The following is a 26,882-nucleotide window of genomic DNA, read 5'->3' as shown; positions in this document are numbered from 1 at the left end:
CTTTGGATACCTTTTGTGTCATCCCACTCATCACTTATGCTTTGATACCTTTCCGCTGCTTGGGATCGCCTCGTATTTCTTTACATAGTCTCCCACCGGATTGGTATACTCTATCATCTGCTGCGGAGAGGCGTAGATCATTCCCAGGTCGTTTTGGGCTCTCTGTCTGACTGTCTCCAGATTCATGGAATTCATAACGGCATTATAGTCCGTAGTATTCTTTTCCTTCAGGCTGGTCAACTCATTCTGCAGGTAAATAATATTGCGGTTTCCTGCCGCTACATTATTTTGCAGTCTGACATAATAGACTCCCATAGCCATCACCAAAGCGAAAGACAATCCTAAAAAGACGGCATATCCCCGGCTCATTCTGGCCGCTCTCCTCCGGTTTCTTTTTACCTGCCTGCTAACCTGCCTTTTCGGCTCCTGTACTTTCTGCCGTCTTTCCGGTGTGTAAACCGGATTCTCCACTGCATTGCCATACACATAAGTCCCTGTCCGGGCACTTCTGCCATAGCTTTCATATCTTCCCTGGTCATATCTGCGATTTCCGGAAGCATAATTTCTTTCCCCTGCCATCTTTTTCACCTGCCTTTCTCTCCTGTGTAAATTCTTGTACGGTCCTGCCCGCCTTATACGTTTCTTTTTTACTACATCTATATTTTTTCAAATCTTTATACAGCTTCCATGCTGCGATCTTTTCCTTCTCTTTTTACGCCGCGCCTTCCGGCTTTTTGTATCTGCACGGATTTTTATGCTCCTTCAGCAAAACCCTTTTGGAAGATCCTAAGCTTTGCACTTTTGGAGCGGCTGTTTTCTTCCATCTCTTCGGAAGAGGGTAGGATAGGCTTCCTGGTGATCACCTTCCCTCTGGATGTCCGTCCGCACACACAGACCGGAAAATCCGGCGGACAGATACAGGGATCTTCATTTTTGCGAAAAGCGTTTTTCACGATCCTGTCCTCCAGGGAATGAAAGGTGATAATACAAAGCCTGCCGCCCGGATTCAGAAGCTCTATCATATCATCCAGCGACTCTCGCAAAACCTCCAGCTCCTTGTTCAGTTCGATCCGGATCGCCTGAAAGGTACGCTTTGCCGGATGTCCGCCTTTCTTTTGAAATTTCATCGGAATGGAACTGCGTATGATATCCGTCAGCTCCCCTGTAGTGCAGATGGGAGCTTTCTCACGTCGCTCTACGATGTTTTTTGCAATGTTTCTTGCAAACTTTTCTTCCCCGTAGTCACGGATGACGCGAAAAAGCTCCGTCTCACTATAGCCATTGACAATGTCCCTTGCCGTCTTCTCCTGACGGGTATCCATGCGCATATCAAGGGGGGCGTCTTCCCGGTAAGAGAATCCCCGTTCTGCCGTATCCAGCTGATAAGAGGATACGCCCAGATCAAGGATGATCCCATCTACCTTGTCAATCTGCAGTTGTTGGAGCACGAACTTCATATCACAGTAGTTGCTCCAAACTATCGTGACCTTCTCCCCGAAGTCCTTTAAGCGGATCGAAGCTGCCCTAACAGCAGCTTGATCCTGGTCTATTCCTACAATACTCCCTTTTTCTCCCAGGCGTTTACATATCTCCAGCGTATGTCCGCCTCCGCCGAGTGTCCCATCCACATAGATGCCATCTTTCCGGATCTGAAGACCCTCTATGGTCTCCTCCAATAAAACCGACCTGTGTTTGAATTCCATATCTTCTCCCTCTTAGATACTGAATCCGCTGGCTTCCATATCGGAGGCGATCTCCTCTATGTTCTGTTCCACTTCAGCATTCGCTGCATTCCATCTTGCCTTGTCCCAGATTTCGGCACGCTTCCCCATACCGACCAGCACCACCTCTTTGTCCAGGTGTGCAAATTCTCTGAGCACCGATGGAATCAACGTTCTTCCTTGTTTATCCAGATCTCCGTCCGTTGCACTTCCTTGAAAAAAGTACGCAAACTGTCTGGCCTTTTTGTCCGTGGTTGTCGGCAGGGCATTTAACTGTGCTTCAAAGCGATTCCATTCGTCTTCCGGGTATACATACAGACACGCATCCATCCCCTTCGTGATCACGAACTTCTCCCCAAGTCCGTCACGAATCTTGGAAGGTATGATCATCCTTCCTTTGGCATCTATGTTGTGACTGTATTCTCCTTTCAGCACCTGGTCTCACCTTCTTCCACTTAGCCATGTGGTTTTACCACTTTTCACCACAACTTACCACTTTCTACCACTTACACACATTCTATAGCATATTTTCAGGGAATGCAAGCGATTTTTCATTCTTTTTCGTGAAATCGCTCTCACACGAAAAAAAGAACCCGGATCTGGCTCTGGAATTTCTCCTTTGCCAGGATCTGGATCCTTTTTCTCTTTTTTATTTCTATACGGATATTTTCTTTCGTTTTCGCTTTTTCGTCCGGCTCATTTTCCGTCCGTCTTCTCAAGCGGTCTCTTTTCAGCTTACACTGCTCTTGTGTATCTTGCCAGCCACTCTTTCTCTTCTTCGTTCAGATGTGGAGACACTTTTTCAAACACAGACTGGTGATAGGTATTCAGAAGCTTTCTCTCTTCTTCCGTCATAAACTCCGGTATGATAGCATCCAGGTCAAACGGAACATACGTGATCACATCAAACCGCATAAACTGTCCGAATTCGTTTAATTCGTCTTCACACACCAGAAGTTCGTTTTCCAGACGGATCCCGTAAGCGCCCTCGATATATCTTCCGGGCTCATCCGTGATCACCATTCCTGCCTCGAAAGGCTCCGTATCTCCGGCTACATAACGCCAGCGGATCCCTGCCGGGCCTTCATGAATATTCAGAAGGTATCCTACTCCGTGACCTGTACCGTGATTGAAATTCAATCTTCTGTCCCAAAACGGCTTGCGGGTATAGCTGTCCAGATTGACTCCGTTGCAGCCTTTCATAAACACGGCGTTTGCCAAGGAAAGATTGCTGATGGCAACCAGCGTGAAATCCTCCTTCATCTGCCGGGTAATATTGCCCAGTGCATAGGTTCTGGTAATATCCGTAGACCCTTCTTTAAAGCCTGCACCGGTATCTGTCAGGAAAAATCCATCCATTCCCAACGGAATATCCGTTTCCGGACTGGGTGCATAATGCACGATAGCCGCATGGGCTCCGAAAGAACAGATCGGCTCAAAGCTGGGGCTGATAAAGTTGCCCATCTCTTCCCGGAAGGAATCCATCTTTGCCGCCGCACTCAGCTCCGTGATCTCTTCTTTTCCAATGTTTTCTTTCAGCCATTTCATAAAACGCACATGGGCAACGCTGTCCTTGATCTGCGCCTGACGGATGTTTTCAATCTCCGTCGCATTCTTGATCGCCTTGAATCTGATCTCCGGATTTGCCTTTTCCACCCGCTTTGCGTCTTTTGAAAGGTTGTTATACAAAGCATAGTTCAGGTTTTTTGCATCTACCAGCAGGCTCTCTCCGGCTCCGTATTTTTTCACATCCTCGTAGATGTCATTATAAGGATGCAGCACTACTTTGTCTTTTGCAAAGGCCGCCTTCATCTCTTCCGACAGCTTGCTCTCCTGGATGTAAAGATGGTACTCGTCCATGGTCACGATCGCATAAGAAAGCACCAGCGGGAAATACTCAATGTCATTTCCTCTCATATTCAATGTCCAGCAGATATCATCCAGCGTGGTCACTACGTGTACCGTCGCCTGATTCTCTTTCATTGCTTCGCGAATACGGGTCAGCTTTTCTGCTGTCGTTTCTCCTGCATATTGCAGTTCCAGTGCAAATGCCGGCTCTTCTGAAAGGGGCGGACGGTCTGTCCAGATCTCGTCGATCAGATCGCAGGTATATACGATGCGCGCCTCTTTCGCATCTGCAACCGCCTCATAGCCCTGGCCTTCTCCCATGGAAACTACACGACCGTCAAACCCGATGACCTCACCCGGCTTCACCACCTGCTTCAGATGCTCTGTCAGAGTCGGAACTCCCGGCTGACCCATTTTCATCAGTTCTACCGTCGTTCCTTCCAACTGGTCTGCCGCCTGAATGAAGTATCTTCCGTCCGTCCACAGACGGGCCTCTTTTGCATCAATCATTGCCGTTCCGGCAGAACCTGAGAAACCTGTGATGTACTTTCTTGCCGTAAAGTGTTCTCCCACATATTCACTCTGGTGAAAATCTGCCGTGGGAACGATATAGTAATCGATACCGTCTCGAACCATGAGCTCACGTAATTTCGACAATCTTTCTGGTACTGTACTCATTTTAAGTCTTCCTCCTGTCTGTTTTTTCCGCTGCATTTTCACTATTATTTTCTAGAATGCCCCTTAGGTCCAAAGGACCCAAAGGGCATATCGTTACTTTATTCCATCTCTATTCAGTTTTATTCTTCTCCGTCTTTCTTTTTTACCAGGGACGTCAGTTTGTTGTCCATCAGGAAAAGTACCACGGTACAGATAAATGCTACAATTGCAACTCCGATACAAGCTTTCGGGAAGGCAAACTTTCCGCCGAATGCAAAGCTGTAAACGTTACCATAAAGCTTAGCAGCTGCGAAGATACCAAGTCCCCATACTGCTCCCATAACGGAAAGATAACGGCTGGGGGAATACAGTCCGATAAAAGCGGATCCCAGCGGGGAGAAAAACATCTCGCCCAGTGTCAGGAATACCATGAACAGGATCAGAGCCAGTACACTTACCTTTGCTCCGCCTCTTGCTATATCCAGGATCGCAAAGTAGATATAGGCAACTCCCAGGAAGGAAAGTCCGATTCCCAGCTTTTTGAACAAACTCAAGTCTCCCTGCGGTCTTGCAGACAGCTTCTGCCACAGAAGCGCTGTCAATGGTCCGGAAATCACACAGAACAATGCGTTTACGGCATCTACCCAGGTAACCGGGATCTTCAGTCCGCCAACAGACCAGTTCATATTTTCTGCCCAGTGATAATAGATCGGCAGGTACGCCAGATACCAGAACAGCCAGAACACGATCTGGAATGCGGAGATCAGAACGATGGCGCTGATACGCTTCTTCTCGATGGTGGTCATCTTCTGTCTCGGAGCATTCTTCTTTTCTGCCTTTTCTCTCTCTTCTCTTTCCAGCTCTTCCTTGGTCTTCTCATGCTTGAAGGGACGTCTTCCTGCTCCCTTTCCTTTCAGGATCATTCCAACCGTAAACCAAACGCATCCCAGAAGCATTACGATACCGGCAAGTCTGAAGCACCCGCGGAATCCCAGAACCTCTCCCTTTGCAAACACATCCTGATACAGGATACCTGCTGCGAAAGGTCCGATGAAGGCTCCTACGTTTACCAGGGAATAACGAATGGAGTAAGCAGAGTTCAACTGCTCCGGCTTTACGATACGGCCGATCATGGGGCCGGTCTTAAACAGACCCAGACCAAACGCCACGCAGAAGATCATGATATATACTCCTGTGGCGCTCGTTGCCGCCGCACCTGAAAAGTATCCAAACGAAATGATCAGCATACCCACCGGCGTCGTGTAGAAGGGCCCCACAAAACGGTCAACGATGATGGCTCCTACCAGACCTGCCAGATAAGAATATGCTGTGATGTCAGACTGCATGGATGCAGCCGTTGTGTCAGGAAGACCAAGTCCTCCTGCTGCCACTGCGGTGGTGACGAAAACCAGAATCAAAGATCTTCCCAGATAGAAAGAAAGTCTTTCAAAGATTTCTGTACATCCCGCCACCCAAAACGCAACTGGATATTTTTGTTTCTTTTCCATACGAATAGTACCTCCTGTTCTTTTTTTGTGAAACAATATGGAAAAATGCAACGAATCTATCCAAGGTACAGTAGAGTGTTTTCCTCCTCACATCACTCCTTGAATGATTCAAATTATAGCACCAAAGCTCCTTGTTATCAAGCAAAACCATCTGGTTTTTTGCAGGTTTTTCCACTTTTTCAGGCACCCCGAAACGCCCTGTTTTTCAGCTGTTTTTCCGTGTTTTCAGCATTTGAAAGGCAAGCTATTTTGTTGGTTTTAAATTCTCATTTTTCTGCATAAACAAAGGCCGGTTTTCTCTTGCGGAGCGCAGCCTCCCATGAAGCAAAAAAGTCTCTGGAAAGCGTTTGCTTCCGAGACTCTTTCTATCCGTCATTTTGTTGTAAGGAAAGGTCATGCGCCGCAGGTTTTTCCGTCGAACCAAAGCAATACCTGCATAAACATTCATCCAAACTGTTTAGGAGGCTTTCTCACCCTCTTTCCGGGAGCTCTTTGCCATCCCGCAGCCGACTATTCTGACGCTCCCGCCAGTTCTGCTGCCAGCTCGTTTACCGCCGTATAATCCACCTGCACTCCTGCCTTTGCAGCCTTCTCCGCCTGCGTGTGATAGATACTGTATCCGATCCCGCCTACCACAACGACGGCCGCCGCTGCCGCCGCCATCCTGCAGATCATGTTCTTCCTCTTTTCTTTTTTGAGTGTCTGCTTTCTGTTGGCTTTTTCTTTCTTATATCTGTCTACTTTCTGCTGACTCACTGTGTTCTCCTTTCTTGCCGGGCAAGGAAGATTTCTCTCTTATTTCCCTGTACCTTCTCCCCACAGGAGAGATTGCTCTTCTCTTACGCCTTCCCTGTATCCTGCCTGACATTTCTGACATTCCTGCCATGCCTGCTTTTCTATTGCTGTGCCTTTTCTGCTATCACTTTTTCACAACCACTTTTATACCACCACGATGATCCCGCCGTCCGCTGCGTACATGCTGCTGATCCCCGCCGTATCCAGGATGATCACGTCTCCGAACGTCTCCTTTTCCAGTAGCATGGCCTTCACGGACTCTGCTCTCTCCCTGCAGTTACAATGGGAGATTGCCAGGATCTTTTCCTGCGGAGAGCGCACGCTGCGCACTACCGCCTCCACCAGCTTACTCAGCGCTTTTTTGTCCCCCGGCATTTTGCCACCTCTGCAATCTCTCCTGCCTCGTTCGCCGTCATAACCGGTTTGATGTGGAGTGCCGTCGCCATGATCGCCTTCAATCCGGTCAAACGCCCGTTTTTCCGAAGGGTATCCAGCGTTTCCAGGACAAAGTAGGTGCTCTGCCCTTTATATATTCCTCCACCGTATCAACGACCTTCTGGAAGCTCATTTCCCTTTGCTCACATTCCCGGATCTTCAGTGCGATCAGTGTCTCTCCCACAGAAGCAGAGCGGGAATCAAATACATAAATGTCTTTGTGCGGATGTTCTTCCAGATACAGCTTCCGCCCCAGCATCGCACTGTTGTAGGAGCCGCTCAGGCGGCTGGAAAGTGTCACGATATAAATCCTCTCCTCCTGACCACAGCACGCTTCCATATATCGCTGCGGCGAAGGACAGGATGACTTGGGACATTCCGGCGCCTGGGCCACCAACCGGAGAAATTCCTTCTGGTCAAACGTCTCGTCGTCCGGAATGTGTCTTCCTCCCACCTCCATGGAAAGAGACGCCGTCTCAAAATATCCCGAAGCTTTCATTTCCTCCGTCAGCTCCCCGCAACTGTCTACCACGATCTTGTAACTCATAGAACCTCCCTTAACCTCTATATTCTGCACCGTTTCCTGCTCCGGCACACTTTCCGGTTATTCTCTTCTAGTTTACCTGGTTTTCAATACTAGGTGCAGTATATCATACTTTTTCTGGGAAGAAAAGGGGATTTCTATGATCAGCTTCCGGGGCTTGCCCTCGGGATACTGCCGCGGTCATTCCACCTTGATCTCTGATGAAATGCTCATAGCCACTCCCATTTCCAGCATCAGAAGCACCGTCGCCGTCCCTCCATAGCTGATAAAAGGAAGGGTGATTCCTGTATTTGGGATCAGATTGGTCACAACCGCCACGTTTAGTGTGACCTGAATAAAGATATGCGCCAGGATCCCCGTCGCCACCAGTGTCCCATAAATATCCGGAGCATTTTGGGCGATCACTGCCAGCCGGAAGATTAGGAGTCCAAACAGGATCAGTATCAGAAGAACTCCAAATACGCCCAGCTCCTCACAGATCACCGATAAGATCATATCATTTTGTACCTCCGGTATGATCATCTTTTGTGTACTGTTGCCAAGTCCTTTTCCAAAAAATCCGCCGGAGCTGATGGCATACAGCGCCTGAAGCGTCTGATAGCCTCCCTTGTCCGCATAAGCCTCCGGGTTCAGCCATACCAGAATTCTGCCTAAACGGAAGCTTCCCACCGCTATATCTGTGCCTGCAAATCTCTGCAGATAGATCCGAAGAGCCACTACCAGTCCCATTCCGATCCCTGCCAACAAAAAAAACGGCTTGGTCTTAGGGTGGATCACAAAGATCATCACAACGGCGATGCCTACGATGATGATCGCTGCACTGAGATTTTGTGTGATCTTATAAGCTGCAAGCGCCGGAATTCCTGCAATCCCGATGATCTTCAGGCACTCTGCCGGCGACTGTATCTTGTTTCCCTTCTGGCAGATCAGCGCCGGTATTACCAGGATCACGGCGACCTTTGCCAGCTCCGATGGCTGAAGCTGTCCGATCCCCACGGTAATCCACCTTCTGGCACCGTTCACCTCAATTCCCAGCGGCGTCCACACCAAAGCCATGGCTGCAATGGATCCCCAGTAAAGTAACAGCTTGTATTTAGCCATCCCCAGCTTCTGATATCTGACACAGGAAAACAGCATCATAACGCCAAATCCCAGCACACAAAAAAACGCCTGTTTTCCAAAATAGTAAGTTCCTTTTCCATAGTACATGGAAGCACTGTAGGAACTGGTGCTGTATAGCATCAGAAGTCCAAAGCAGATCAGTGACATCAAGATCGCCAGCAGACTATAATCAATGCGCTGCGGCCGCCGGAACAGCTCCCTGATCCGACCGCCCCCTTCGCTTTTTTTCTTTTTTTTCATTTCCCTTACTCCCCGTCTGCCTCTTTACCACAGTAAATACACGATTACTCCCGCCACTGCAAGGATCGCAATTGCCAAAAGGATCATGGGAAGCCGGGAAAATCTTCCTTCTTCCTCTTCAAACAGATCCTGCAATTCCTCGTTGTCCTGTATTTCTGTTTCTTCCCCTTGTTGCTCTTTTTGTTTTTGAAGCCTCCGCCTTCTTTTTTCTTCACGGAACCGCTTCTCTTTTTCTTCCGGGTCTTCCAGCCGGCTGTCCCTTTTTCCCTTCTGTTTTCCTTCATCTGCTGTCATCTGCTGCGGTTTTTTAAACTTCTTCCTGCAAGCGTAACAAAGCATATACTCCGGATTTTTTTTACTTTCTGTCAACTCGCCTTTACAAAATGGACATTTCATTGACGCCCCCTCCTTTTCTCTGTCCGGCAGACTGCTCTCCTGCCTTTTTAAAATCGAAGCTTTGGTGAAAAGCCGAGATCCTCCAGCGCTTCTATTGCCGTATTGACTTCCTTGGAATCTCCGTCCACCGTCACGGTCCTTTCCTTTAGATCCACTTCAAACCCAAGTCCTTCTTCTGTTAAGAGTCCCGTGATCCTTTCCACGCATTTTTCACAGTGCATATCCTTCACATCAATGACCGACATGATCTTCCTCCATTCTTCCGGAAACCTCCGGATTCTCGTTATCGTCCGGAAATCTGCTGTCTTCCCCCTGGAAAGCGCCCGCTTCCTCCCGTCCGCCCTACGTGTCTGTTCTTTGGCATCTCTTTGCTACTTCATCAGCTTTTGGATGGTGGCGCACAGCTCGTCCACCGCTTCTTCCTTCCCCGCCTTCATATCGTCTACCACGCAGGTGTGGATATGGCTGACCAGAAGCTGTTTATTAAAGCTGTTCAGCGCTGCCTGGATCGCCATTACCTGGGTCAGTATGTCCACGCAGTACCGGTCTTCCTCCACCATCTTGCGGATTCCTCTTACCTGTCCTTCAATGCGGTTCAGTCTGGTGATCATATCCTGATGCTCCGACTGCTCACGCACTTTTTTCCTGACACAACATTCCTTTTCTGTCATAGTCCCTCCTAGAGTTTCAGACGTCTTAACCTAAGGGCGTTTCCCACCACCGTAACAGAGCTGAACGACATGGCAAGTCCTGCAAAAACTGGACTTAGCAATACATGATTCCAGCCGTAGAACACTCCTGCTGCCAGTGGAATGCCGCATACATTATAGAAAAATGCCCAGAACAAGTTTTGTTTGATATTGGCAATGGTCGCATGGCTTAACCGGATGGCTTTTTCCACTCCCCGCAGATCCTGCTTCATCAATACCACATCGCCTGAGTCGATGGCGATATCGCTTCCTTTTCCCATCGCGATCCCCACATCTGCCTGTACCAGAGCCGGGGCATCATTGACGCCGTCTCCTACCATAATAACCCGACGGCCTTTCTTTTGCAACTCTTCCACAACACTTGCTTTATCCTGGGGCAAAACTTCTGCGATCACCCGGTCTATCTCCACCTGTCTGCCGATGTATTCTGCTGTCAGCTGCGTGTCTCCCGTCAACATGACCGTCTGCAGTCCCATCTCCTTCAGTTTCCGGATCGCTTCCCGGCTGGTGTCCCAGATGGTATCCGCTACCAGGATCAGCCCTTTTACCTGTCCTTCCTCTACCAGATACATGGGAGTTTCTCCCCTGCTTGCCGCTTCTTTGGCGGTTTCTTCATAATCTCCCGGAAAAATTCCCGCCTCTTTCAACAGCTTCCCGTTTCCAAGGAGATACGCTTTCCCCCGGATCTTTGCCCCAATTCCCTTTCCTGTTATACTGGTAAACTCTTCCGTCTCAAAAAATTCTAATCCTTTTTCTTTCGCCCGTTCTACAATGGCTCTTCCCAGAGGATGCTCCGAGGATCGTTCACAGGAAGCCGCCAGAGCCAGCACCTCTTCCGCCTTGTCCGACGGCAGGATCCCTGTAACCTGCGGAGTTCCTCTGGTGATCGTTCCGGTCTTATCCAGTACCACCGTATCTGCCCTGTGAGCGGTTTCCAACGCTTCTCCACTTTTAATCAAAATCCCGTTGCCCGCTCCCAGTCCGGTGCCTACCATGATGGCCGTCGGAGTTGCAAGCCCCAGAGCGCAGGGGCAGGCGATCACCAGTACAGACACAAATACATTGAGTACAAAGGAGCGTTCATAGCCCAGCAGCGCCCAGATAACCGCTGCTGTCAGGGCAATGACCATGACAGCCGGAACAAAATAGCCTGCCGCCTTATCCGCCAGTTTGGAAATGGGGGCCTTTTTTCCCTGAGCCTCCTCCATCAGACGTATGATCTTTGCCAGTGTGGTATCTTCTCCTGTTTTTTCCACCCGTACCGTAATGGCTCCCTGATAATTCATGCTGCCTCCGGTTACTTTACTTCCCGCTTCTTTTTCTACGGGAATGCTTTCTCCTGTCAGCATAGACTCGTCTACACTGGTAACCCCTTCGATCACTTCTCCGTCCAGAGGGATTCGGTCTCCCGGGCGGATCAAGATCCTGTCTCCCGGGCGGATCTCTTCGATCAGAACTTCCGTCTGCTGCCCTTCCTTTACCAGGATCGTCCGGTCCGGCGTCAGTTTCACTAATTTTTGGATGGCATCCGACGTCTTTCCCTTGCTTCTTTCTTCCAGGTATTTCCCAAGCATAACCAGTGTCACCACAATAGCCGCCGACTCAAAATACAGATGGTGTACATGGTCTCCTCCTCTTTGGATGTTCCACATCATCACCAGGCTGTACAGGTATGCACTTCCCGTTCCGACGGCTACCAGCGAGTCCATGTTGGGGATCCCGCGAAACAGCTTTTTCAGTCCGGACACATAGAATCTTCTGCCGTTGATCAGAATGATCGTTGTCAGGATCCACTGCGCCGCCGCAAAGTACAGGGGGTGTTTTTCCATCGATACTATATCCGGAAGAGGAAGCGGCACCGGCAGCATATGTCCCATAGACAGGTACAGAAGAGGGAGTGACAGCAGGATGTTTGTCCACACAGTCCGTTTCATTGCCGTCTGCTTTTTCTCTTCCTTTTCCCTGCGTAGTTTTGTTTCCTGCCTCGTTTCCTCTTCTTTTTCCTCTATTCCAAATCCTGCACGGATTACCTTGCTTTTAATCGCCTCCTCTCCCACTTCTTTTTCATCAAAAGTAATGGTCAAGATCCCTGTGGTCAGATTGACGCTGCTTGCAGAAACACCTTTCAGCTTTCCTGTCACCTTCTCTACCGCTGCCGAGCAGGCTGCACAGCTCATTCCTGCTATTTTGTATTGTTTTGTGGTCATAAGCCTCCTCCTTTCTTATACCCCCATAGGGTATATGTTTATTAAAGCATCTCTCTACCCATTTGTCAAGCAGGAGGCATGAGCTGCAAATTTCCTCTACAACGGCAAAAGTCCGGGATCCCTCCCACAGTGGCAGACAACCAGCCTTTCCCCGGTTTTCGTAAGCTTTGGCGGCTGTCTGCCGGTTTGAAAAATCCTTTCTACGCTTCAGCACTTTCTGCCAAAAACGGACACTGCGGAATCTTCCGCTGTGTCCGTTATATACTCCCGTTATATTCTCTTCTATGGCGCTACATCCGGCGTGCCTTTTATTATCTGTCTTTTCCGTTTCCGCCACTACTTTCAATTATCTCCAACAGGTCTCTAATTCTGCTCTGTCAGTGTAACAGACACTTCTTTCTCCCCATAGCCTCCGTCTTTTCCCTGTACACTGACAGTCACCTTCACCGTATCGCCGGCTTTGTAATACTGCAACTGTTCCTTCAGTGTCTGCATATTGGAAACAGAGGATCCTTCCAGCTTGGTAATGATCATGCCTTTTTCCAGACCCGCTTTTTCTGCTCCGCTTCCGCTTATCACTTCGGATACGTAGACTCCTGTGGGGATATTGTACATTTTGGCGCTTTCCTCATTGACATCCACTCCCTGGATCCCCAGATATCCTCTCTCCGATGCGGTGACCTTCGTCTTGGTTTCCTGATTCATCAGGTTGGTGATAATATCCTGGGCGTCAGATATCGGAATCGCATATCCCATCCCTTCTACCTGATCCGTCGCCACCTTAATGGTATTGATCCCAATGACTTCTCCCTTGGCGTTCAACAACGCCCCTCCGCTGTTTCCCGGATTGATGGCCGCATCCGTCTGGATCAATTTTCCGTCAAAGCCTTCTAGCTCCCTGTTTAAGGCAGATACGATACCGGTGGTAACAGACTGTCCGTACCCCAGCGCATTTCCAATGGCGATGGTAGTCTCTCCTACCTGTAGCTTGGAAGAATCTCCCAGGGTCGCTACTGCGATCTGATCCATGGTGGAGCTTTTGATCTGAGAAAGATCCACCGCCAGTACCGCCAGGTCTCTGTTGGCGTCTGTCCCTTTTATATTTGCCTCCACGCTTTCTTCATCAATAAAAGATACCGTCAGATTACCGCTGCCTTCGATCACGTGGTTGTTTGTCACGATCAGCAGTTCCTTCTCATTCTGCCCGATAATGATCCCCGATCCCACAGCAGTGCTTTTCTGTTCTCTGACGCCTCCGAAAAAGTCTTGCACCTGCTGCACGGTGAGATTCGTAATGGATACCACAGACGGCATGGCACTTTTGGTGATCTCTGCAATGTCCGAGCTTGTCACGCTTCCCTTGGACGTCGTCAGGGTCGTATTGGAGACGGTTCCCGTGGTCTTTGCCTGCTTTACGGTTCCTGTCGTCCCCAAGATCTTACCTGTTGCAAAGTTCGCCACCTGGAACGTCGTTCCGGTCACAAGGCCAAACGCCATTCCCAGACAACAGATCTTCACCCATCTCGGCACTTTCTTTTTCTTGCCTCCTACAGGCGCTTCCTTCTGCCCTGCTGCACCGCCTTCTGCATCTCTCGCACCGGATGCCGTTTCTGCAGGTTCCAAAACATCCGTCTCCGCCTTTTTCTGTTCCTCTTCTGTATGATAAGTATATTCCTGATCCATATACAAGACTCCTTTCTTCTGCCGGTTCCTGCCCTTCTTTCAGGCGGAATCAATTGTTATGAAGAAAGTCTATCCCGCAATTGTGTTTATTCTGTGTAAAATCTATGAGAAAACCGTTAACTTTCCCTTCCGTGTTCCTCCTATGTCTTTCTTTTCCAAAATGCCCGGATCTCTTCCGGGGAAGCGGTCAGGCTTCCCTGTACCATTTCTTTTTTTCCTCCGCCTTTTCCCTGTAGCTCCTGAAGGAGGCACAGATTCAGCGGACGTACATCCAGCATCCGGCTTCCTATCACATATTGACAGCTTCCCTGCTTCGTAAAGTGAAACACGCCGCAGCACGTCGCCCCCTCCTGCAGGATCAGGTTCATCAGTCCGCGGGGCTGCTCCTTGGAAAGTCCTTCCACTACCGCCAAAACCATCTGTTTGTCTTCCGCTTCACCAAAAATCTCCTTTGCCTTCTGCTCCAGCAGCGTCTGCTCCAGACGGCGGACGACTTCTCTGCATTCCTCCAGTTCCTCTTTCTTCCTTTGAACTGCCTGGGAAATCTCTTCTCCTTTGGCGCTGAGCAGTGCGGAGATCCTTTTCGTCTCCCGGTCTTTCCCTCTATAGTCCAGCAGAGCCCTCCTGCCACAGACGACAGTCAGCCGGACGCCCCCTTTGTAAGATACCCTGTCTATGATCTTTAAAAGGCCGATGTCCCCCGTCCTGGCTACATGCGGGGCACAGCAGGCACAGACATCATATCCTTCCACCGTGACAATCCTGATCCGGCCTTCTATCTCTATCTTACTGCGAAAGGAAATCTGCTGCGCCTCCCGGTGATCCACATGGACGGCAGAAACCGGAAGGTTTCGAAAGATCGCTTCATTGGCTTCCTCTTCCAGCGTTTCGATCTCCTCCCAGGTGATCTCTCCCGGAAAATCCATGGTGCAGATCTTCTCTCCCAGGTGGAATCCTACATTGGGATAACCAAAATGGCGGTGAACCAGTCCCGAAAAAATATGTTCTCCTGTATGCTGCTGCATCCGGTCAAACCTTTTTTCAAAATCCAGCCGGCCCTCCACTTCCTTCCCCACCGGAACAGGGGCCGACACCCTATGCCAGATCACTCCGTCGTTTTCCTGGGTGTCCTCCACCTCTGCCTCGTCGATCCAGCCGATATCTCCGTACTGCCCTCCTCCTTCCGGAAAAAAGGCAGTCTGATCCAACGCCAGAAACCAGCCTTCCTCTTCCCGGCGGCAGGACACCACTTTGGCCGAAAATGTTTTCAGATAAGGATCTGTCTCAAATAATCGTTTGGTCTTTTCCATCATTTACATTCTCTCCGGCGCTTCAAAGCCCAGCACATCGATACATTCTTCCAGGATCTGTCTGGTCAGGCAAAGCAGACCGATATAGCTTTCTTTCTTTGCCGCATCCTCCTCTCCCAGGATCCTGGTATCATGGTAGAATCGATTAAAGCTGTTGGACAATTCAAAAATATACGCACAGATCTTGTGAGGCGCCAATTCCTGTGCCGCCCCTTCCATCACCTCGCTGTACCTGGCAGCCTGCAGCATCAGCTCTTTTTCACTGTCTCCCGCAGGCGGCAGGATCACCGGCTGATCCAGGTTTCCTCCGGCCTCTTCATAACGAGCCAGGATGGATTTGATCCGAACGATGGTGTAGAGAATATACGGCCCCGTGTTCCCTTCAAAAGAAGTGAAGCGGTCCACGTCAAAAATGTAGTCTTTAGAAGCCTGGTTGGAAAGATCTCCGTATTTGATGGCTGCCAGACCCACCAGCTTCGCCGTTTCTCTTCCTTCTTCTTCGCTGACGGTACGGTTTGCGCTGATCTTCTCATACATGTTATCGGCGATCTCCTGAATCAAGTATTCCAGACGCATCACTCCGCCTTCCCTGGTCTTGAAGGGCTTCCCGTCTTTGCCGTTCATTGTGCCGAACCCAAGGAAGGACAGCTTTGTATCCTCCCCGACGATTCCCGTTTTTTTGGCTGCCCTAAACACCTGGACAAAATGCAGTTCCTGTCTTTTATCTACCACATATACTACCTGATCCGGCTGAAATTCTCTTTCTCTTTGGATCAGGGTGGCCAGGTCTGTGGTTCCGTACAAAGAGGCCCCGTCTGACTTCTGGATCATACAGGGCGGTACCTCCTTGGTATCTGTATCCTCTGCCACATCGATCACCAGCGCTCCCTGATCCATATGCGCCAGCCCCTCTTTTTTCAGCCAGCTGACCATATCCGGAATATCTTTCTGCGCGTCAGATTCTCCTCTCCACAGATCGAAGCTGACCTTCAGTCGATCGTAGTTTTTCTTCAGGTCGGCAGTGGACACCTTCATAATATGCTGCCAGATGGCAAGATACCCTTTGTGTCCGTATTGCAGCTGTTTTGTCGCTTCCAGCGCTTCTTCCCTGTAGGCTTCATCCTCCTTCGCTTTCTGGCTTGCAGTGGGATAGATCTCCTCCAGTTCTCCTATGGTAAACGGCGCTTCCTCCGGAAAGTCGTCGGCTCCTTCCTGAAAATACGGAAGCTGCGGCTGTCTTTGCTTCAGCTCGGTAATGATCAGTCCCATCTGATATCCCCAGTCTCCCAGGTGGATATCGCCCAGAACGCGGTGTCCCATTTTACGGCTCATCCGCTTCACGCTTTCCCCGATGATGGCAGACCGAAGATGCCCTACATGCAGAGGCTTGGCTACATTGGGTCCGCCGTAATCCACCAGGATCGTCTGCGGTTCTTCTACCTGGGTCAGCCCCAGATCTTCTCTTTGCATCCGGCCAAGATATTCCGCCAGGCTTTCCTCTTTCAGGGTCAGGTTCAGGAATCCCGGAGGAGCCACGGAAACTTCCTTTAGCCACCGGCTGTCTTTTAATCTTTCCGCCACTTCCTGCGCGATCTTGATGGGCGCTTTCCGGAATGCCTTCGCTCCCGCCATGGCCCCGTTACACTGATATTCGCACAGATCCGGCCGGTTGGACAGCGTCACCTTTCCGTACTCCGCCTCATACCCCGCCTCCAAAAAGGCCTGCCGGATTTCTTCTTCCATATATTCCCTGATCTTTTTCATGTTTTCCTCCTTATAGAGATCTCCTTTGCTGCCGGAGATCTCTTCTTTCTCTGCCAGCTATTTTACCACACGTTGCGTAGTATGAGAACCTCCTTTCTTTAGAAACCGAAAGTCTTCCGGCTCTTCCGCTTCCGCCGAAAGTCCGACGCTCCTTCTTTTTTTATTTTTCAAAACCCTATTGACTTCCCATGCTTTTTGTATTATTATTCGATTGTATTAATCAAATAACACAATCAATCTGGAGGTGAATACTTATGGCTTGGAAGCTGGACAATGACCGTCCTCTCTACCTGCAGCTGATGGAACGCATCCAGCAGGATATCGTATCCGGTATCTATACCTGTGGAGACCGGCTCCCCTCCGTCAGAGAACTGGCCTTGGAGGCTGCCGTCAATCCCAATACGATGCAGAAAGCATTTTCCGAGCTGGAGAGACTTGGGCTGGTCTACTCAAAACGAACCAGCGGAAGATTTATTACGGAGGATGAACAGATGCTTACACAACTCAAAACACAACTGGCAGCGCAGCATGTTCAGGAATTTATGGAACGTATGACTCTTCTGGGGCTTTCCCGGGAAGAGATTCTTCAACTCATTCAGTCAGCAGCAAAGGAGGCTTAACACATGAATCCCATTTTAGAATGCATTGGTTTGACTAAGGTCTATTCTTCCAACCACATTGCACTAAACAACGTCAACCTGACCCTGGAAAGAGGGCAGATCGTCGGCCTGTTAGGTCCCAACGGAAGCGGTAAGACCACGCTGATCAAGCTGGTCAACGATATCCTTTCTCCTTCCTCCGGAAGCGTCCTGATCGGCGGACAGATCCCCGGTGCAGAGACGAAGGGAATTGTTTCTTATCTGCCCGACAGGTTTTCTCTTAATGATTCCTGGCAGATTTCTCAGGCTTTGACTTATTTTGAAGATTTTTATGAAGATTTCCAGCGCGACCGCGCCATCCATATGCTGGAGGATTTGAACATCGATCTGAAGGCCCGCATCAAATCCCTGTCAAAGGGTACCAAGGAGAAGCTGCATCTGATTCTGACCATGAGCAGGAACGCACAGCTCTATGTACTGGACGAGCCCATTGGCGGCGTCGATCCTGCCGCCAGAGATTATATTTTAAAAACGATCATCGGCAACTACAATGAAAATGCCACCGTTCTTTTATCCACTCATCTGATCCAGGATGTGGAAAATATTCTGGACCGGGTCCTGTTCTTAAAAGCGGGGCAGATCGTTTTGAATTCTGCTGTGGATGATATCCGAACACAGCAGGGTAAGTCTGTAGACAGTTTGTTTCGGGAGGTGTTCAAATGTTAGGAAAATTAATCAAACATGATTTTAAGGCATTAAATCGGTTCCTGCTGATTATGCACGGATTTCTGCTTCTTTTTGCTGTGGCTGTCCGGATATTTCTGCCCTTGTATGAGAATGTGATCTTTTCACTCTTTCTGATCCTCTACATTCTCTTCCTGATCGGAGTTTCATTTGCCACCTATATCACCATCGCCGTTCATTTTTACAAGAACCTGTTTTCCGATGAAGGATATCTGACACGGACGCTTCCGGTTTCCCGGGGAACGCACCTGCTCTCCAAGACCATTACCGGTACCGTTTGGGCCATTGCCAACCTCCTGCTTATCATCGTTTCCCTGTGCATCACAATTTCCATGCCGGAAGTCTGGAATGCACTGCTTGAAAACAAAGTACGGATTATGACCGGTCTGGGACTTCCTGCCGATTTTGGACTGCTGCAGCTTGTGCTGTCATCTCTCGTTGTGATCGCTTTGCAGTGCTTTACCTCTGTTTGCATGGTCTATGTTTCCGTTATGATCGGGCAGTTGTTTACCCGCCACCGCATCCTTGGTTCCGTAGTCGCTTATTTTTCTATTTCTACGGTTCTTTCCCTGCTGTCCTTTGTAGCAGCTGCGGTAGCCACCTTCTCGGCAAGCCAGTCGTCCGGCGCCCTGATGTATCTTTATAATCCTCAATCTCTTGCGCACATTGTGCTGGTCAGCACCCTCTTTACCTTTATCTTAGGTGTGATCTTCTATATTGTCTCACATCTGATCCTGGTAAAAAAAGCGGATCTGCCCTAATATCTGTAAAGGGATTTCCCCGGCGCCGTTATGGATTTTCATAACGGCGCCGGGGATTTTCATATTCCGTTTCCCATCTATCCATCTATAGAGGAAGTTTCCATATCAAACACGAAATCCTTCCTTTTTCCTTCAACTTTTGGCTTACAGGACAAAATATGTTGGGCTATCACTCCAACTTTTAAGGGCAGGTACACGCCGCATGCGGCGTGTACCTGCCCTTGATTGGGGTTGCCTGTTTCTATCAATCGTTTTTGTTCATTCTGTCTTTCACATTACTGTGTCCTGCGTTTCCTTTTCTGTACCAGGAAAACAGTACCTGCTGCAAGCATTCCCATGATCGGCAAAACCGGGAAGGCTCCGTCCCCTGTCTTTGGTGTATGTTTCTTTTTCTTGAGCTTGGGGATATAGGTATTCTTTACCACGATATTATGCTTATCACTGGCATCGATGGTGGACGTATAGCCTTTTACCGGTTCTTCTTTTACCGTGTACTCATACTCATTTCCATTATCGTCGAACTGCAGGCAGTCCGTCCACTCATATTCCAGCATACCGTTTTTCAGTTCCACTGCTTCTCCAAAGGCTTCTCCGTTCCGATACAGCTGGAATCGAATGGTCGGATGGATATCCGGTCCGCCTGCCCATACTTTTGTCACTTTGATCTTGATCTTGGGACTTACGAACTTGTTGGTGATTTCCAGTCCATTTTCTGCCTTTTCGTAATACTGCGGCACATCCGGCTCTTTTGCATAGTACTCATACTCTTTTCCGGATGGATCAAATTTTACCAACTCCGTGAAGGTATGTGTCAGCTTCGTTTTGGTGAGAAGTACTTCGTCCACCTTCTCATCGATTTCAGAACCGTCTGCTGCCGTTCCTTTTCTCCACAGTTCCAGCTTCACATCCGGCTTTTTCCCGTTTTCCCATATCTTTTTCACGGTTTTTTCCGTCAGGATCTGCTTATTCGTTACCGCGTATCCGTCTATTTCCGTATCAAATCCGGGAACCCGTTTTTCCTGCACCTCATATTTATAGTCTTTTCCCGTAGCCGGATTGATCTTCGGCAGCTTTTTCCCATCCTTGTCTGTCTCAAAGGTATGATCCCAGTTGGGGGCTGCGGCTGTATATTCGTTGATCTCTTTGCCATCCCGCAACAAGACATAAACAATCTCGGACGGATATACTTCTTCTTTCATTACCCAGGTCTTAGACACCGGGATCTGGATCAGGATTCTTGTATTGGTAATGCTGTACCCCCGGATGACTTTTTCGTAGCCCGGCACCGGCACCTCATCTATCGTGTACTGATACTCTTTTCCATCCTGGTCGTACTTCGGCAGTTTTTCAAACACGCCCTTCCACTCGTTTTCACTGTTTTCTTTTCTTAATACGATGCTCTTGTACACTTCCTGCGGCTTATCGCTCCGGTATAGATTCACCGTGATCTCTGCAGGTTTATCCAGATCTCCACTTTCATCCTTCCAGGTCTTTGTAACCTCCAGTTGGATGAGTTCTTTCTGGTTGACGATCGTCGTCAGCCCATTTTGTGGATTCAGCTTCTTTGTGTATCCTTTTACTTCTTTTTCATCAATGGTGTACACATAAGGAGTTCCGGACGGGTCTGTCTCCGGCAGTTTTTCCCATTTGTGATACCATCCGTTTCCTGCATTTAAAACAGCCGTCTTGTACTCTGTCCCATTTCTCAGCAGTACTGCCGTAACGCTTGTGGGATCCGGTTCTCCCGTCTCATTGACCCACTCTTTACGAACTTCTCTTTCAACCACCTTCTGGGTATTTGTAAAGGTATACCCATCGGCCTGCGTGTCATAGCCCGGTACAGCATCCTCTGTCACCCGGTATGTGTGCAGATGTCCATCCACAATGTCATATTTGGTCAGCGGCTTCCCGTCTTTGTCCGTTGTAAAGGTATAATTCCAGTTGTCCTTCGTTGCCACATGGTGGTTGATCTCCTTCTCATCCCTCCACAGTCGATAGGTAATGGCAGACGGGAGTTCTTCTCCTTCCACGCTCTTCCAAACCTTGGTCACCGGGATTTCCACCTTTTCCATATTGGTGTTGACAACTCTCAGCCCATCTTCCGTTTTGACATAATCCTTGGGAGTCCAGTCTTTTCCGTCAGCATCTACCTCTCTTACAAAATAGCGGTAATCTTTTCCATTTGCGTCTGTCTTATCCAGGTTCGTCCACTTTACGGTGGTGGTGCCATTTTGCAATTCTTTGATTTCTGCCTGAGGAACCGCTTCTGTCGTTCCGTTCTCCGTCGCTCTATAAAGCTTCATCCAGATAGTTGGATACGGCTGGCTTCCACCCACCCAGATTTTGGTTGCCTCTACTTCTATTTTGGGACTCTCATAGGTGTTTTTCACTGTACAGTCATTTACGTTGGTCTTTTTGTAATGTTCCGGTACTTCCACCTCATCTACCCGGTAATTGTAGGGTTTCCCGTTTTCATCTGTTTTGTCAAGATTTTCCCACGTATACTCTGTAGCGCCGTTTTGCAATTCCACCGGTGCTCCCTGCGGTACATTGTTTCTGTACAGCTGAAGTTTGATAACCGGTCTGGGATCTGCGCCGCCTTCCCAAACCTTCTTTCCCGTAAACTTGGTCTTTGGGATTTCATAGGTATTGGTGATGCTTGTCCCCTGCTGGTCCACCAGGTAAGTATGACCATTGACGGTCACCTTTCCATCCGTCACTCCGTCTTCTTCCACGGTATACTCATAAACGGCCCCGCCTGCCCCTGTCTTTGGCAGGTTCTTCCACACATATTCAAACACTCCCGGTGAAATCTGTGTCGTGGTGGGAGATACGTTGGTGACTTCTTCTTTCACACCTCCCGGCAGCTTCCGATACAGCTTGAAGGTTACTGCGGTATGATCCTCGCTAGGCCCTCCGTCCCAGGTCTTCAGCGCAGACACCTCGATGGTATCCGGCTTGTTGGTCACCGTTTTTAAAACCGTTTTATCACTTCCAAAGTCCTGGGGATTGATCTCAATGGGATCTTTTAATTTCTGGTATCCGTTCGGCGCTTTGGTCTCTTCCAAAAGGTATTTGTCCTTCAAAAGCTGTCCCAGCTCCCCGTCTCCGTTTGGTCCGGTCTTTATGGTGCCCACCACCACTCCGTTGACGTGCCGGATCACATTAAATTCCGCTCCTTCCAGCGGTGTTCCGTCTTCACTTTCCTTGTGTACCTTGATCTTGTACACGTAGCCTTCTGCAAATCCACCTGCCGCCGTATAAACCAAAACTGCTTTATAATCCTGTGGCTGTGTCTGACTTCCTACAATCGTTGCGTTATTGACAAACTGTTCCCCGTCTACCGGTGTATAAGAAGACTTAATTTTATAATCAATGGTAAATCCATCCTGCTCCGTTACATTTCCCAGATTTATGGAGAATCCTTTTTTATCCGGAGTCCATTGAATTGTGTAATTTGATGTAACATCCGCTCCCTCCAACTGCCAATCTTTATTTTGGTCCATCTTCCATGTTCCCTTTCTTATAACAAAGGAAGATTCTACGTAGGATGTTTGTGGAGTCCCCAGTACATCACTGATCACTGTATTTCCATAAACTCTTTTTTCTGAATTAATCCGCAGCTGATAATATAACACAGTCGGATCCGGATCTGCCGGTGACTGCCATCCTGCCTTGGTCATTTTAAAGGGGATGGGATCCGGTATTCCTTCAAATTCAAAAGAACCTCCATGGATCACACTGCCATTGACGATAAAGTCCGCCGTAACCGTTCCCGGGTTCTGCATATGAGCATGATCCACCCGGGCATAGAAGAAAAATTCTCCCGTTATGCCAGAATGGCTATCTACATAGTCTGTGTACGTCAACGTCACTGTCTTGGCCGATTCACTTACAGCCGCATTTGCCACCAGATTGTTGTTGCTGTCCCGCAACTCAAAGGTGGCGGACATGCTGGAAAACTGCAACGTATCCGGCAGCTTAATCACTGTCGTGTCATTTGCGTGCACCTGATTATCCGGCAATGCAAACTTGGCGTTGACGCGAAACTTCTGCCATTTGGAAATAATTCCAATGGGCCCTCCGGTTTCACTTGACACACTCATCGCGGTGATCACGCTACTGGGCGTCGGCGCTCTTCTTGGCCCTCCGGCTGCCACCACATAGGGAGAAAACCGCTCCGCGTTTACCGACACTTCTTTTCCCTGGGCGCCTCCCATCTTTTCGATGGCGCCGCCGTTTTCCACATGATATACCTGCAGAGCATTTCCCTCTTTTACATGCCCTGCAAGCTTAGAGTCATCCGACACAGAAAACCGCAGATCCACCGGATATCCTGCCCGTGGCTGTACCTTTTCCCCTGTTGGCGAAAGGAAGGTAATATCAAATGCAACGGCATCCTGTTCTTCCAGCCGCGCCTCCACCTTGCTGGTCTGATCCTTCCCCAAAGCACGGATCTGAAGAGTGGTTCCCTCCTCAAAGCTTCCGACCGGAGCCGTCACATAAGCTGTAACGCCGCCCACTTCCTTCGTTCCTTTGATCTCTGTTTTATTATACTCTGTCTTTTCTGTTTCTGCCTGTTCTTTCTGTTCTGCCTCCGGCTGCGCAGAAGTCTGCACCTGGGCGGCGTTCCCCGCTTCTACCTTCGGCTGCACCGTTTCTTCCTGCTTTACTTCCACACTTTCTGCAGTCGTTTCTTCCCCGGTTTCCGACTGCTTGGGCGCCTCTTCTTTTTGATCCTCTTTTGCCGGTGCCTCCACTTCCGTGGCGGCTTCCTCCGGTTCCGGACTTCCCTCTGCATAAGAAATGTTCCCTGCAATATTTCCCAGAACCAATGTAGCCAGCAATAGGATCGCCAGCATCCTTTTCTTCATTGTTACCTCCTTCTTCGCCACGTCTCATCCATGGCGCATATTGACATGTTCGGTGATCTGTGGTGAATGTCTGACACATTTTCGCTTTCGACCGTCTTCACAGTCCTGCCCCTTCTTCCAATGTCAGCCAGCACACACCCCTCCCATTGTCAACATACCATAGAGGTAAAATATATTAAATGAAATTTCCGTATTATTCCAGAAGTTTCCTAATTTTCAATCAAGTTCTTGATCTTTATTTTTTAAGGATCCTTTCTTTTCTATTTCCATCCGTATCTCAGCAAAAGTAAGGGAGCCCCGCTCCACAACTGTCCAGTCAGTTATGTTGCGAGACTCCCTCTGTTACACACCCGGGCGGATTCGAACCGCCGCTCCCGCCTCCGGAGGGCGGTGCTCTATCCCCTGAGCTACGGGTGCTTAAGGCAGTAAAACTGCCTTTGTAATATAACACATCTGTCACAGAAAGTAAACTTCCAACCTGTTTTTTCTTTGTATTTTTTATTACAGATCTTTTTCCGTGACGTTGTATTTCATTTTTCTTACCTGGAGGTATTTTTCCTACTCTCTTTTACTGATCCTGATAGCCTGTTACATTTCCCAGGTAAAAGTCAATATAGGTGGTTCCCTCTTCCAGCTCTTTTTTTACTTCTCGTGAATACTTCATTTCTCCCAAGGCTCCCATATCAAAAAAGAAGTATCTTGACTCCTTAACAGGTAGTGGCACTATGATGGAAAGCTGCTCTACATACTGTCTGTTATTTTTTGAGAAAGTGGGATAAGTATCTGATTTTTCCTGCAACTTTCGCAGCACGGTAGAATTTCCTGCCGCATCGGGCTGGATATCTACGCCTGTTACCAAATAGCCCTGACTGAGTCCCGGACTTGCCATGAGAAATCCTTTCTCATTAGAAAACATCCCGCCTGTTACCCCTGTCCCCAGACCCCAAAATCCAGTAATAGAGTCTTTGAATTTGTAAACTTCCATATCTGCCGCCTGCTTGTCGATCTCATCTTTCCATCTGAGAATTCTCTTGTAGCTTTCGTCATAATTATTATAAAAGTCTTTGTTTGGGCGAACCTCATCTACAAGGGCAATTGCTTCTTCTGCTATCTTTTTATAAGAGGAAATGAATTCTGCCTTCTCTTCCGGAGACAGGGGAACCGCCACATCGGTTATCCCAATGCTGCCAAGATAAGCTGTCGCTTCGTTTTCTACCTGTTCCTTTCCTCCTGTGGGACTGCCTGCGTCTCCTTCCCGTAAAAGCTTTTCCCGCAGCTGCACAGAATCTTCCGGTGTTCCCAGGAAATATCTGGCTATGATCTTCCCCTGTGTCTTGCTCTGGATGATGTATCCCACATAATCATAGCAGCGTACTTTTTCCGGCTTGTAAGTAACCTGGCTTCCCGACTGCAGCGTTTTCCCCTCTTTGGGGAGTTCCGCCAGCATCGCATCCTTTGCAAAGATCGCGGGCGCCGACAGGGAGGAGAGTACTATCGCAAGCGCCAGTCCGCCTGCCGCCAGCTTCCTCTTTCGAACTGTCACGAATATCACCGCTCCGCTGCCCACGCACAGGGCAAAAACTCCCGGCACCCGGGATGCATCTCCTGTCTTCGGACGATCCTTCTCTTTGGAAGCTTTTGTGATCTTTGGCTGACCGCTTACCTTCTCTGTCGTCTTACCAGGGGTTCCCGGTGTCTGCGGCGTTTCCGGAGTCGGGTTTTTGGGATCTTCCGGTGTTGGATCCTTGGGATCCTCCGGCAGCTCACAAACATCCTTTGCCTTATAGATCAGTTTGACATCTGCGTCGCTTTGTACTGTCTCGTTCACATCTCCCGTCCGGATCAGCGCCTTTTCTGCCTCCGTCAGCGAAGACTCCTCCACGTATTCGTAGTGAATATTGTACGACTCTTCTGCAAACACCTTTGGAGTTGCCAACAGACAGCCCGCCACCGCTAAAGTCATTCCTGCAAGTATTTTTAAACGTTTCATAGCAGCTTCCCTTTCTTCCTTTAAATATTTTCTTAGAAACCCATTATATATATATATATATATATTGTCAATGGATTCTTTCTCTCTTCGGAAGTATTTTTCTTTATATTTTTTTATCCTGGAAGATCTATATTTCAAACATGAACCAGCTGCCTCTCTATATCAGAACGAAAAGTCGCTGTGCACACTATCTCTTTAAAAGAAAAAAGAGGACAGCTGTTTCCCTGTTCTCTTCTTACTCCTATCTCATTTCCTTCAAAAACGGGAGACCTATACAGACCTCCCGTTTCCTTTTTCTTAAATTGCCACACCATTCACATAAATCTCTTCAATGTCTGTGTCTACTTCATCATCCCAACGAATGCCCCACCCCGCCGGAGACAAAACTCCCTTTTGAAAAAAATCTTCCTCTTCAATCAATCGTTTCATACATGGAATCTTAGGAATCAACACTTTCATATCGTATCTCCTGCGCTCTCCATTTACAAAATCCACTTCTAACACACCCTCCCCCAATAACCTAAGTTCTTTTGCCGCATGATGAAATACCATATACATCCCTCCTATCCTAATGGTTCAATTCTTATGAATTCTTGCGCGTTCCACATCTGTAGCAATTCTTCCTGATGTAAACATACCCATCTTTTCACCAATCGTTGCCTCCTGCCTTTCAAGATTCCTTCCAGCAAATCTCCTGTCCGCAAATCAATCAAAGCCTCTCCCTCTTGGGCGAAGATGTGTATATGCGGTGGATTATGTTCATTCCAGTTCATATAAATCTTCATCCCCGCAAACATACTGATTATCGGCATTTCTTCTTTTCTCCATTCTACCATAACTTTTTGTAGTTGTCTGCACTCGGTCATTTTTAAATTAAGATCGTAGCACCTCAAAAAAACCCCTGTTTTTCTGAAAAGAAAATTTCCTTCCGTTTCCATTTGCTCTCCCAGGGCTACACAATCATGCAATACCTT

General features: G+C 48.6%; 22 protein-coding genes, 1 tRNA gene and 1 pseudogene. 3 read left to right on the top strand and 21 right to left on the bottom strand.

The window, feature by feature from the left end; all coding sequences use genetic code 11:
• Positions 1-30: 30 nt before the first annotated feature.
• The 16 genes and pseudogenes from FYJ34_RS09610 to argS all read right to left on the bottom strand — a co-directional run bounded on the left by FYJ34_RS09610 (position 31) and on the right by argS (position 16,940).
• The gene (locus FYJ34_RS09610) at positions 31-579 is read right to left on the bottom strand and encodes a hypothetical protein (RefSeq protein WP_235899491.1); all 549 of its coding nucleotides are present in this window, start codon (positions 577-579) and stop codon (positions 31-33) included.
• Between the two features lie 173 nt (positions 580-752).
• Entirely contained in the window at positions 753-1,703 is a 951-nt protein-coding gene (gene rsmH, locus FYJ34_RS09605; RefSeq protein WP_154478201.1) for a 16S rRNA (cytosine(1402)-N(4))-methyltransferase RsmH, read from the bottom strand.
• A 12-nt stretch (positions 1,704-1,715) separates the two neighbouring features.
• Positions 1,716-2,156 (bottom strand): division/cell wall cluster transcriptional repressor MraZ, encoded by a 441-nt coding sequence (gene mraZ / locus FYJ34_RS09600; RefSeq protein ID WP_276958693.1) that lies wholly within the window; start codon positions 2,154-2,156, stop codon positions 1,716-1,718.
• Between the two features lie 300 nt (positions 2,157-2,456).
• Positions 2,457-4,247: an aminopeptidase P family protein gene (locus FYJ34_RS09595; RefSeq protein ID WP_154478199.1), complete on the bottom strand. Its 1,791-nt coding sequence runs from the start codon at positions 4,245-4,247 to the stop codon at positions 2,457-2,459.
• Positions 4,248-4,366: 119 nt separating this feature from the next.
• Positions 4,367-5,734 (bottom strand): peptide MFS transporter, encoded by a 1,368-nt coding sequence (locus FYJ34_RS09590; protein WP_154478197.1) that lies wholly within the window; start codon positions 5,732-5,734, stop codon positions 4,367-4,369.
• Positions 5,673-5,921, bottom strand: a complete 249-nt coding sequence (locus tag FYJ34_RS09585; protein WP_154478196.1) for a hypothetical protein — start codon at positions 5,919-5,921, stop codon at positions 5,673-5,675. The genes FYJ34_RS09590 and FYJ34_RS09585 overlap by 62 nt, the downstream gene beginning before the upstream one ends.
• Positions 5,922-6,244: 323 nt before the next feature.
• Positions 6,245-6,490: a hypothetical protein gene (locus FYJ34_RS09580; RefSeq protein WP_206671428.1), complete on the bottom strand. Its 246-nt coding sequence runs from the start codon at positions 6,488-6,490 to the stop codon at positions 6,245-6,247.
• Positions 6,491-6,673: 183 nt separating this feature from the next.
• Positions 6,674-7,511, bottom strand: a pseudogene (locus FYJ34_RS09575) (DegV family protein).
• A 177-nt stretch (positions 7,512-7,688) separates the two neighbouring features.
• On the bottom strand, positions 7,689-8,870 hold the full coding sequence (locus tag FYJ34_RS09570; RefSeq protein WP_154478194.1) for an FtsW/RodA/SpoVE family cell cycle protein: 1,182 nt from the start codon (positions 8,868-8,870) through the stop codon (positions 7,689-7,691).
• Between the two features lie 24 nt (positions 8,871-8,894).
• Positions 8,895-9,266 carry a hypothetical protein gene (locus tag FYJ34_RS09565; RefSeq protein ID WP_154478192.1) on the bottom strand — a complete coding sequence of 124 codons (372 nt, stop codon included), beginning with the start codon at positions 9,264-9,266 and terminating at the stop codon, positions 8,895-8,897.
• A 47-nt stretch (positions 9,267-9,313) separates the two neighbouring features.
• Positions 9,314-9,511 (bottom strand): heavy-metal-associated domain-containing protein, encoded by a 198-nt coding sequence (locus FYJ34_RS09560; RefSeq protein WP_154478190.1) that lies wholly within the window; start codon positions 9,509-9,511, stop codon positions 9,314-9,316.
• A gap of 126 nt (positions 9,512-9,637) precedes the next feature.
• Positions 9,638-9,937, bottom strand: coding sequence for a metal-sensing transcriptional repressor (locus FYJ34_RS09555; protein WP_154478189.1), 300 nt, complete (start codon positions 9,935-9,937; stop codon positions 9,638-9,640).
• Positions 9,938-9,945: 8 nt separating this feature from the next.
• The gene (locus FYJ34_RS09550; protein WP_154478187.1) at positions 9,946-12,183 is read right to left on the bottom strand and encodes a heavy metal translocating P-type ATPase; all 2,238 of its coding nucleotides are present in this window, start codon (positions 12,181-12,183) and stop codon (positions 9,946-9,948) included.
• Positions 12,184-12,546: 363 nt separating this feature from the next.
• Complete coding sequence (locus FYJ34_RS09545; protein ID WP_154478185.1) at positions 12,547-13,866, bottom strand: S1C family serine protease; 1,320 nt, start codon at positions 13,864-13,866, stop codon at positions 12,547-12,549.
• A gap of 140 nt (positions 13,867-14,006) precedes the next feature.
• On the bottom strand, positions 14,007-15,179 hold the full coding sequence (locus tag FYJ34_RS09540; RefSeq protein ID WP_235899426.1) for an alanyl-tRNA editing protein: 1,173 nt from the start codon (positions 15,177-15,179) through the stop codon (positions 14,007-14,009).
• Positions 15,180-16,940 (bottom strand): arginine--tRNA ligase, encoded by a 1,761-nt coding sequence (gene argS / locus FYJ34_RS09535; protein WP_154478184.1) that lies wholly within the window; start codon positions 16,938-16,940, stop codon positions 15,180-15,182.
• Positions 16,941-17,194: 254 nt separating this feature from the next.
• Here argS and FYJ34_RS09530 point away from each other — a divergent pair, with 254 nt between their 5' ends.
• The 3 genes from FYJ34_RS09530 to FYJ34_RS09520 are packed head-to-tail and all read left to right on the top strand — an operon-like array spanning position 17,195 to position 19,044.
• The gene (locus FYJ34_RS09530) at positions 17,195-17,560 is read left to right on the top strand and encodes a GntR family transcriptional regulator (RefSeq protein ID WP_154478182.1); all 366 of its coding nucleotides are present in this window, start codon (positions 17,195-17,197) and stop codon (positions 17,558-17,560) included.
• A gap of 3 nt (positions 17,561-17,563) precedes the next feature.
• Positions 17,564-18,265 carry an ABC transporter ATP-binding protein gene (locus tag FYJ34_RS09525; RefSeq protein ID WP_154478180.1) on the top strand — a complete coding sequence of 234 codons (702 nt, stop codon included), beginning with the start codon at positions 17,564-17,566 and terminating at the stop codon, positions 18,263-18,265.
• On the top strand, positions 18,259-19,044 hold the full coding sequence (locus FYJ34_RS09520) for a hypothetical protein (RefSeq protein ID WP_154478178.1): 786 nt from the start codon (positions 18,259-18,261) through the stop codon (positions 19,042-19,044). The genes FYJ34_RS09525 and FYJ34_RS09520 overlap by 7 nt, the downstream gene beginning before the upstream one ends.
• A gap of 275 nt (positions 19,045-19,319) precedes the next feature.
• Here FYJ34_RS09520 and FYJ34_RS09515 read toward each other — a convergent pair whose 3' ends face one another.
• The 5 genes from FYJ34_RS09515 to FYJ34_RS09495 all read right to left on the bottom strand — a co-directional run bounded on the left by FYJ34_RS09515 (position 19,320) and on the right by FYJ34_RS09495 (position 26,846).
• Positions 19,320-23,918 carry a Cna B-type domain-containing protein gene (locus tag FYJ34_RS09515; RefSeq protein WP_154478176.1) on the bottom strand — a complete coding sequence of 1,533 codons (4,599 nt, stop codon included), beginning with the start codon at positions 23,916-23,918 and terminating at the stop codon, positions 19,320-19,322.
• A gap of 345 nt (positions 23,919-24,263) precedes the next feature.
• Positions 24,264-24,335: transfer RNA gene (locus FYJ34_RS09510), tRNA-Arg, on the bottom strand.
• 151 nt (positions 24,336-24,486) lie between these two features.
• Positions 24,487-25,908, bottom strand: a complete 1,422-nt coding sequence (locus tag FYJ34_RS09505) for a hypothetical protein (protein ID WP_154478175.1) — start codon at positions 25,906-25,908, stop codon at positions 24,487-24,489.
• Between the two features lie 297 nt (positions 25,909-26,205).
• Complete coding sequence (locus FYJ34_RS09500; RefSeq protein ID WP_173017094.1) at positions 26,206-26,460, bottom strand: DUF2442 domain-containing protein; 255 nt, start codon at positions 26,458-26,460, stop codon at positions 26,206-26,208.
• Between the two features lie 11 nt (positions 26,461-26,471).
• Positions 26,472-26,846: a DUF4160 domain-containing protein gene (locus FYJ34_RS09495; protein WP_154478172.1), complete on the bottom strand. Its 375-nt coding sequence runs from the start codon at positions 26,844-26,846 to the stop codon at positions 26,472-26,474.
• Between the last annotated feature and the right edge of the window lie 36 nt (positions 26,847-26,882).

Source organism: Suipraeoptans intestinalis (assembly GCF_009696485.1).
Taxonomy (GTDB): Bacteria; Bacillota; Clostridia; order Lachnospirales; family Lachnospiraceae; genus Suipraeoptans; species Suipraeoptans intestinalis.
Note: the sequence above shows the minus strand (reverse complement) of the source record. Positions and strands in the feature narration are given on the sequence as shown.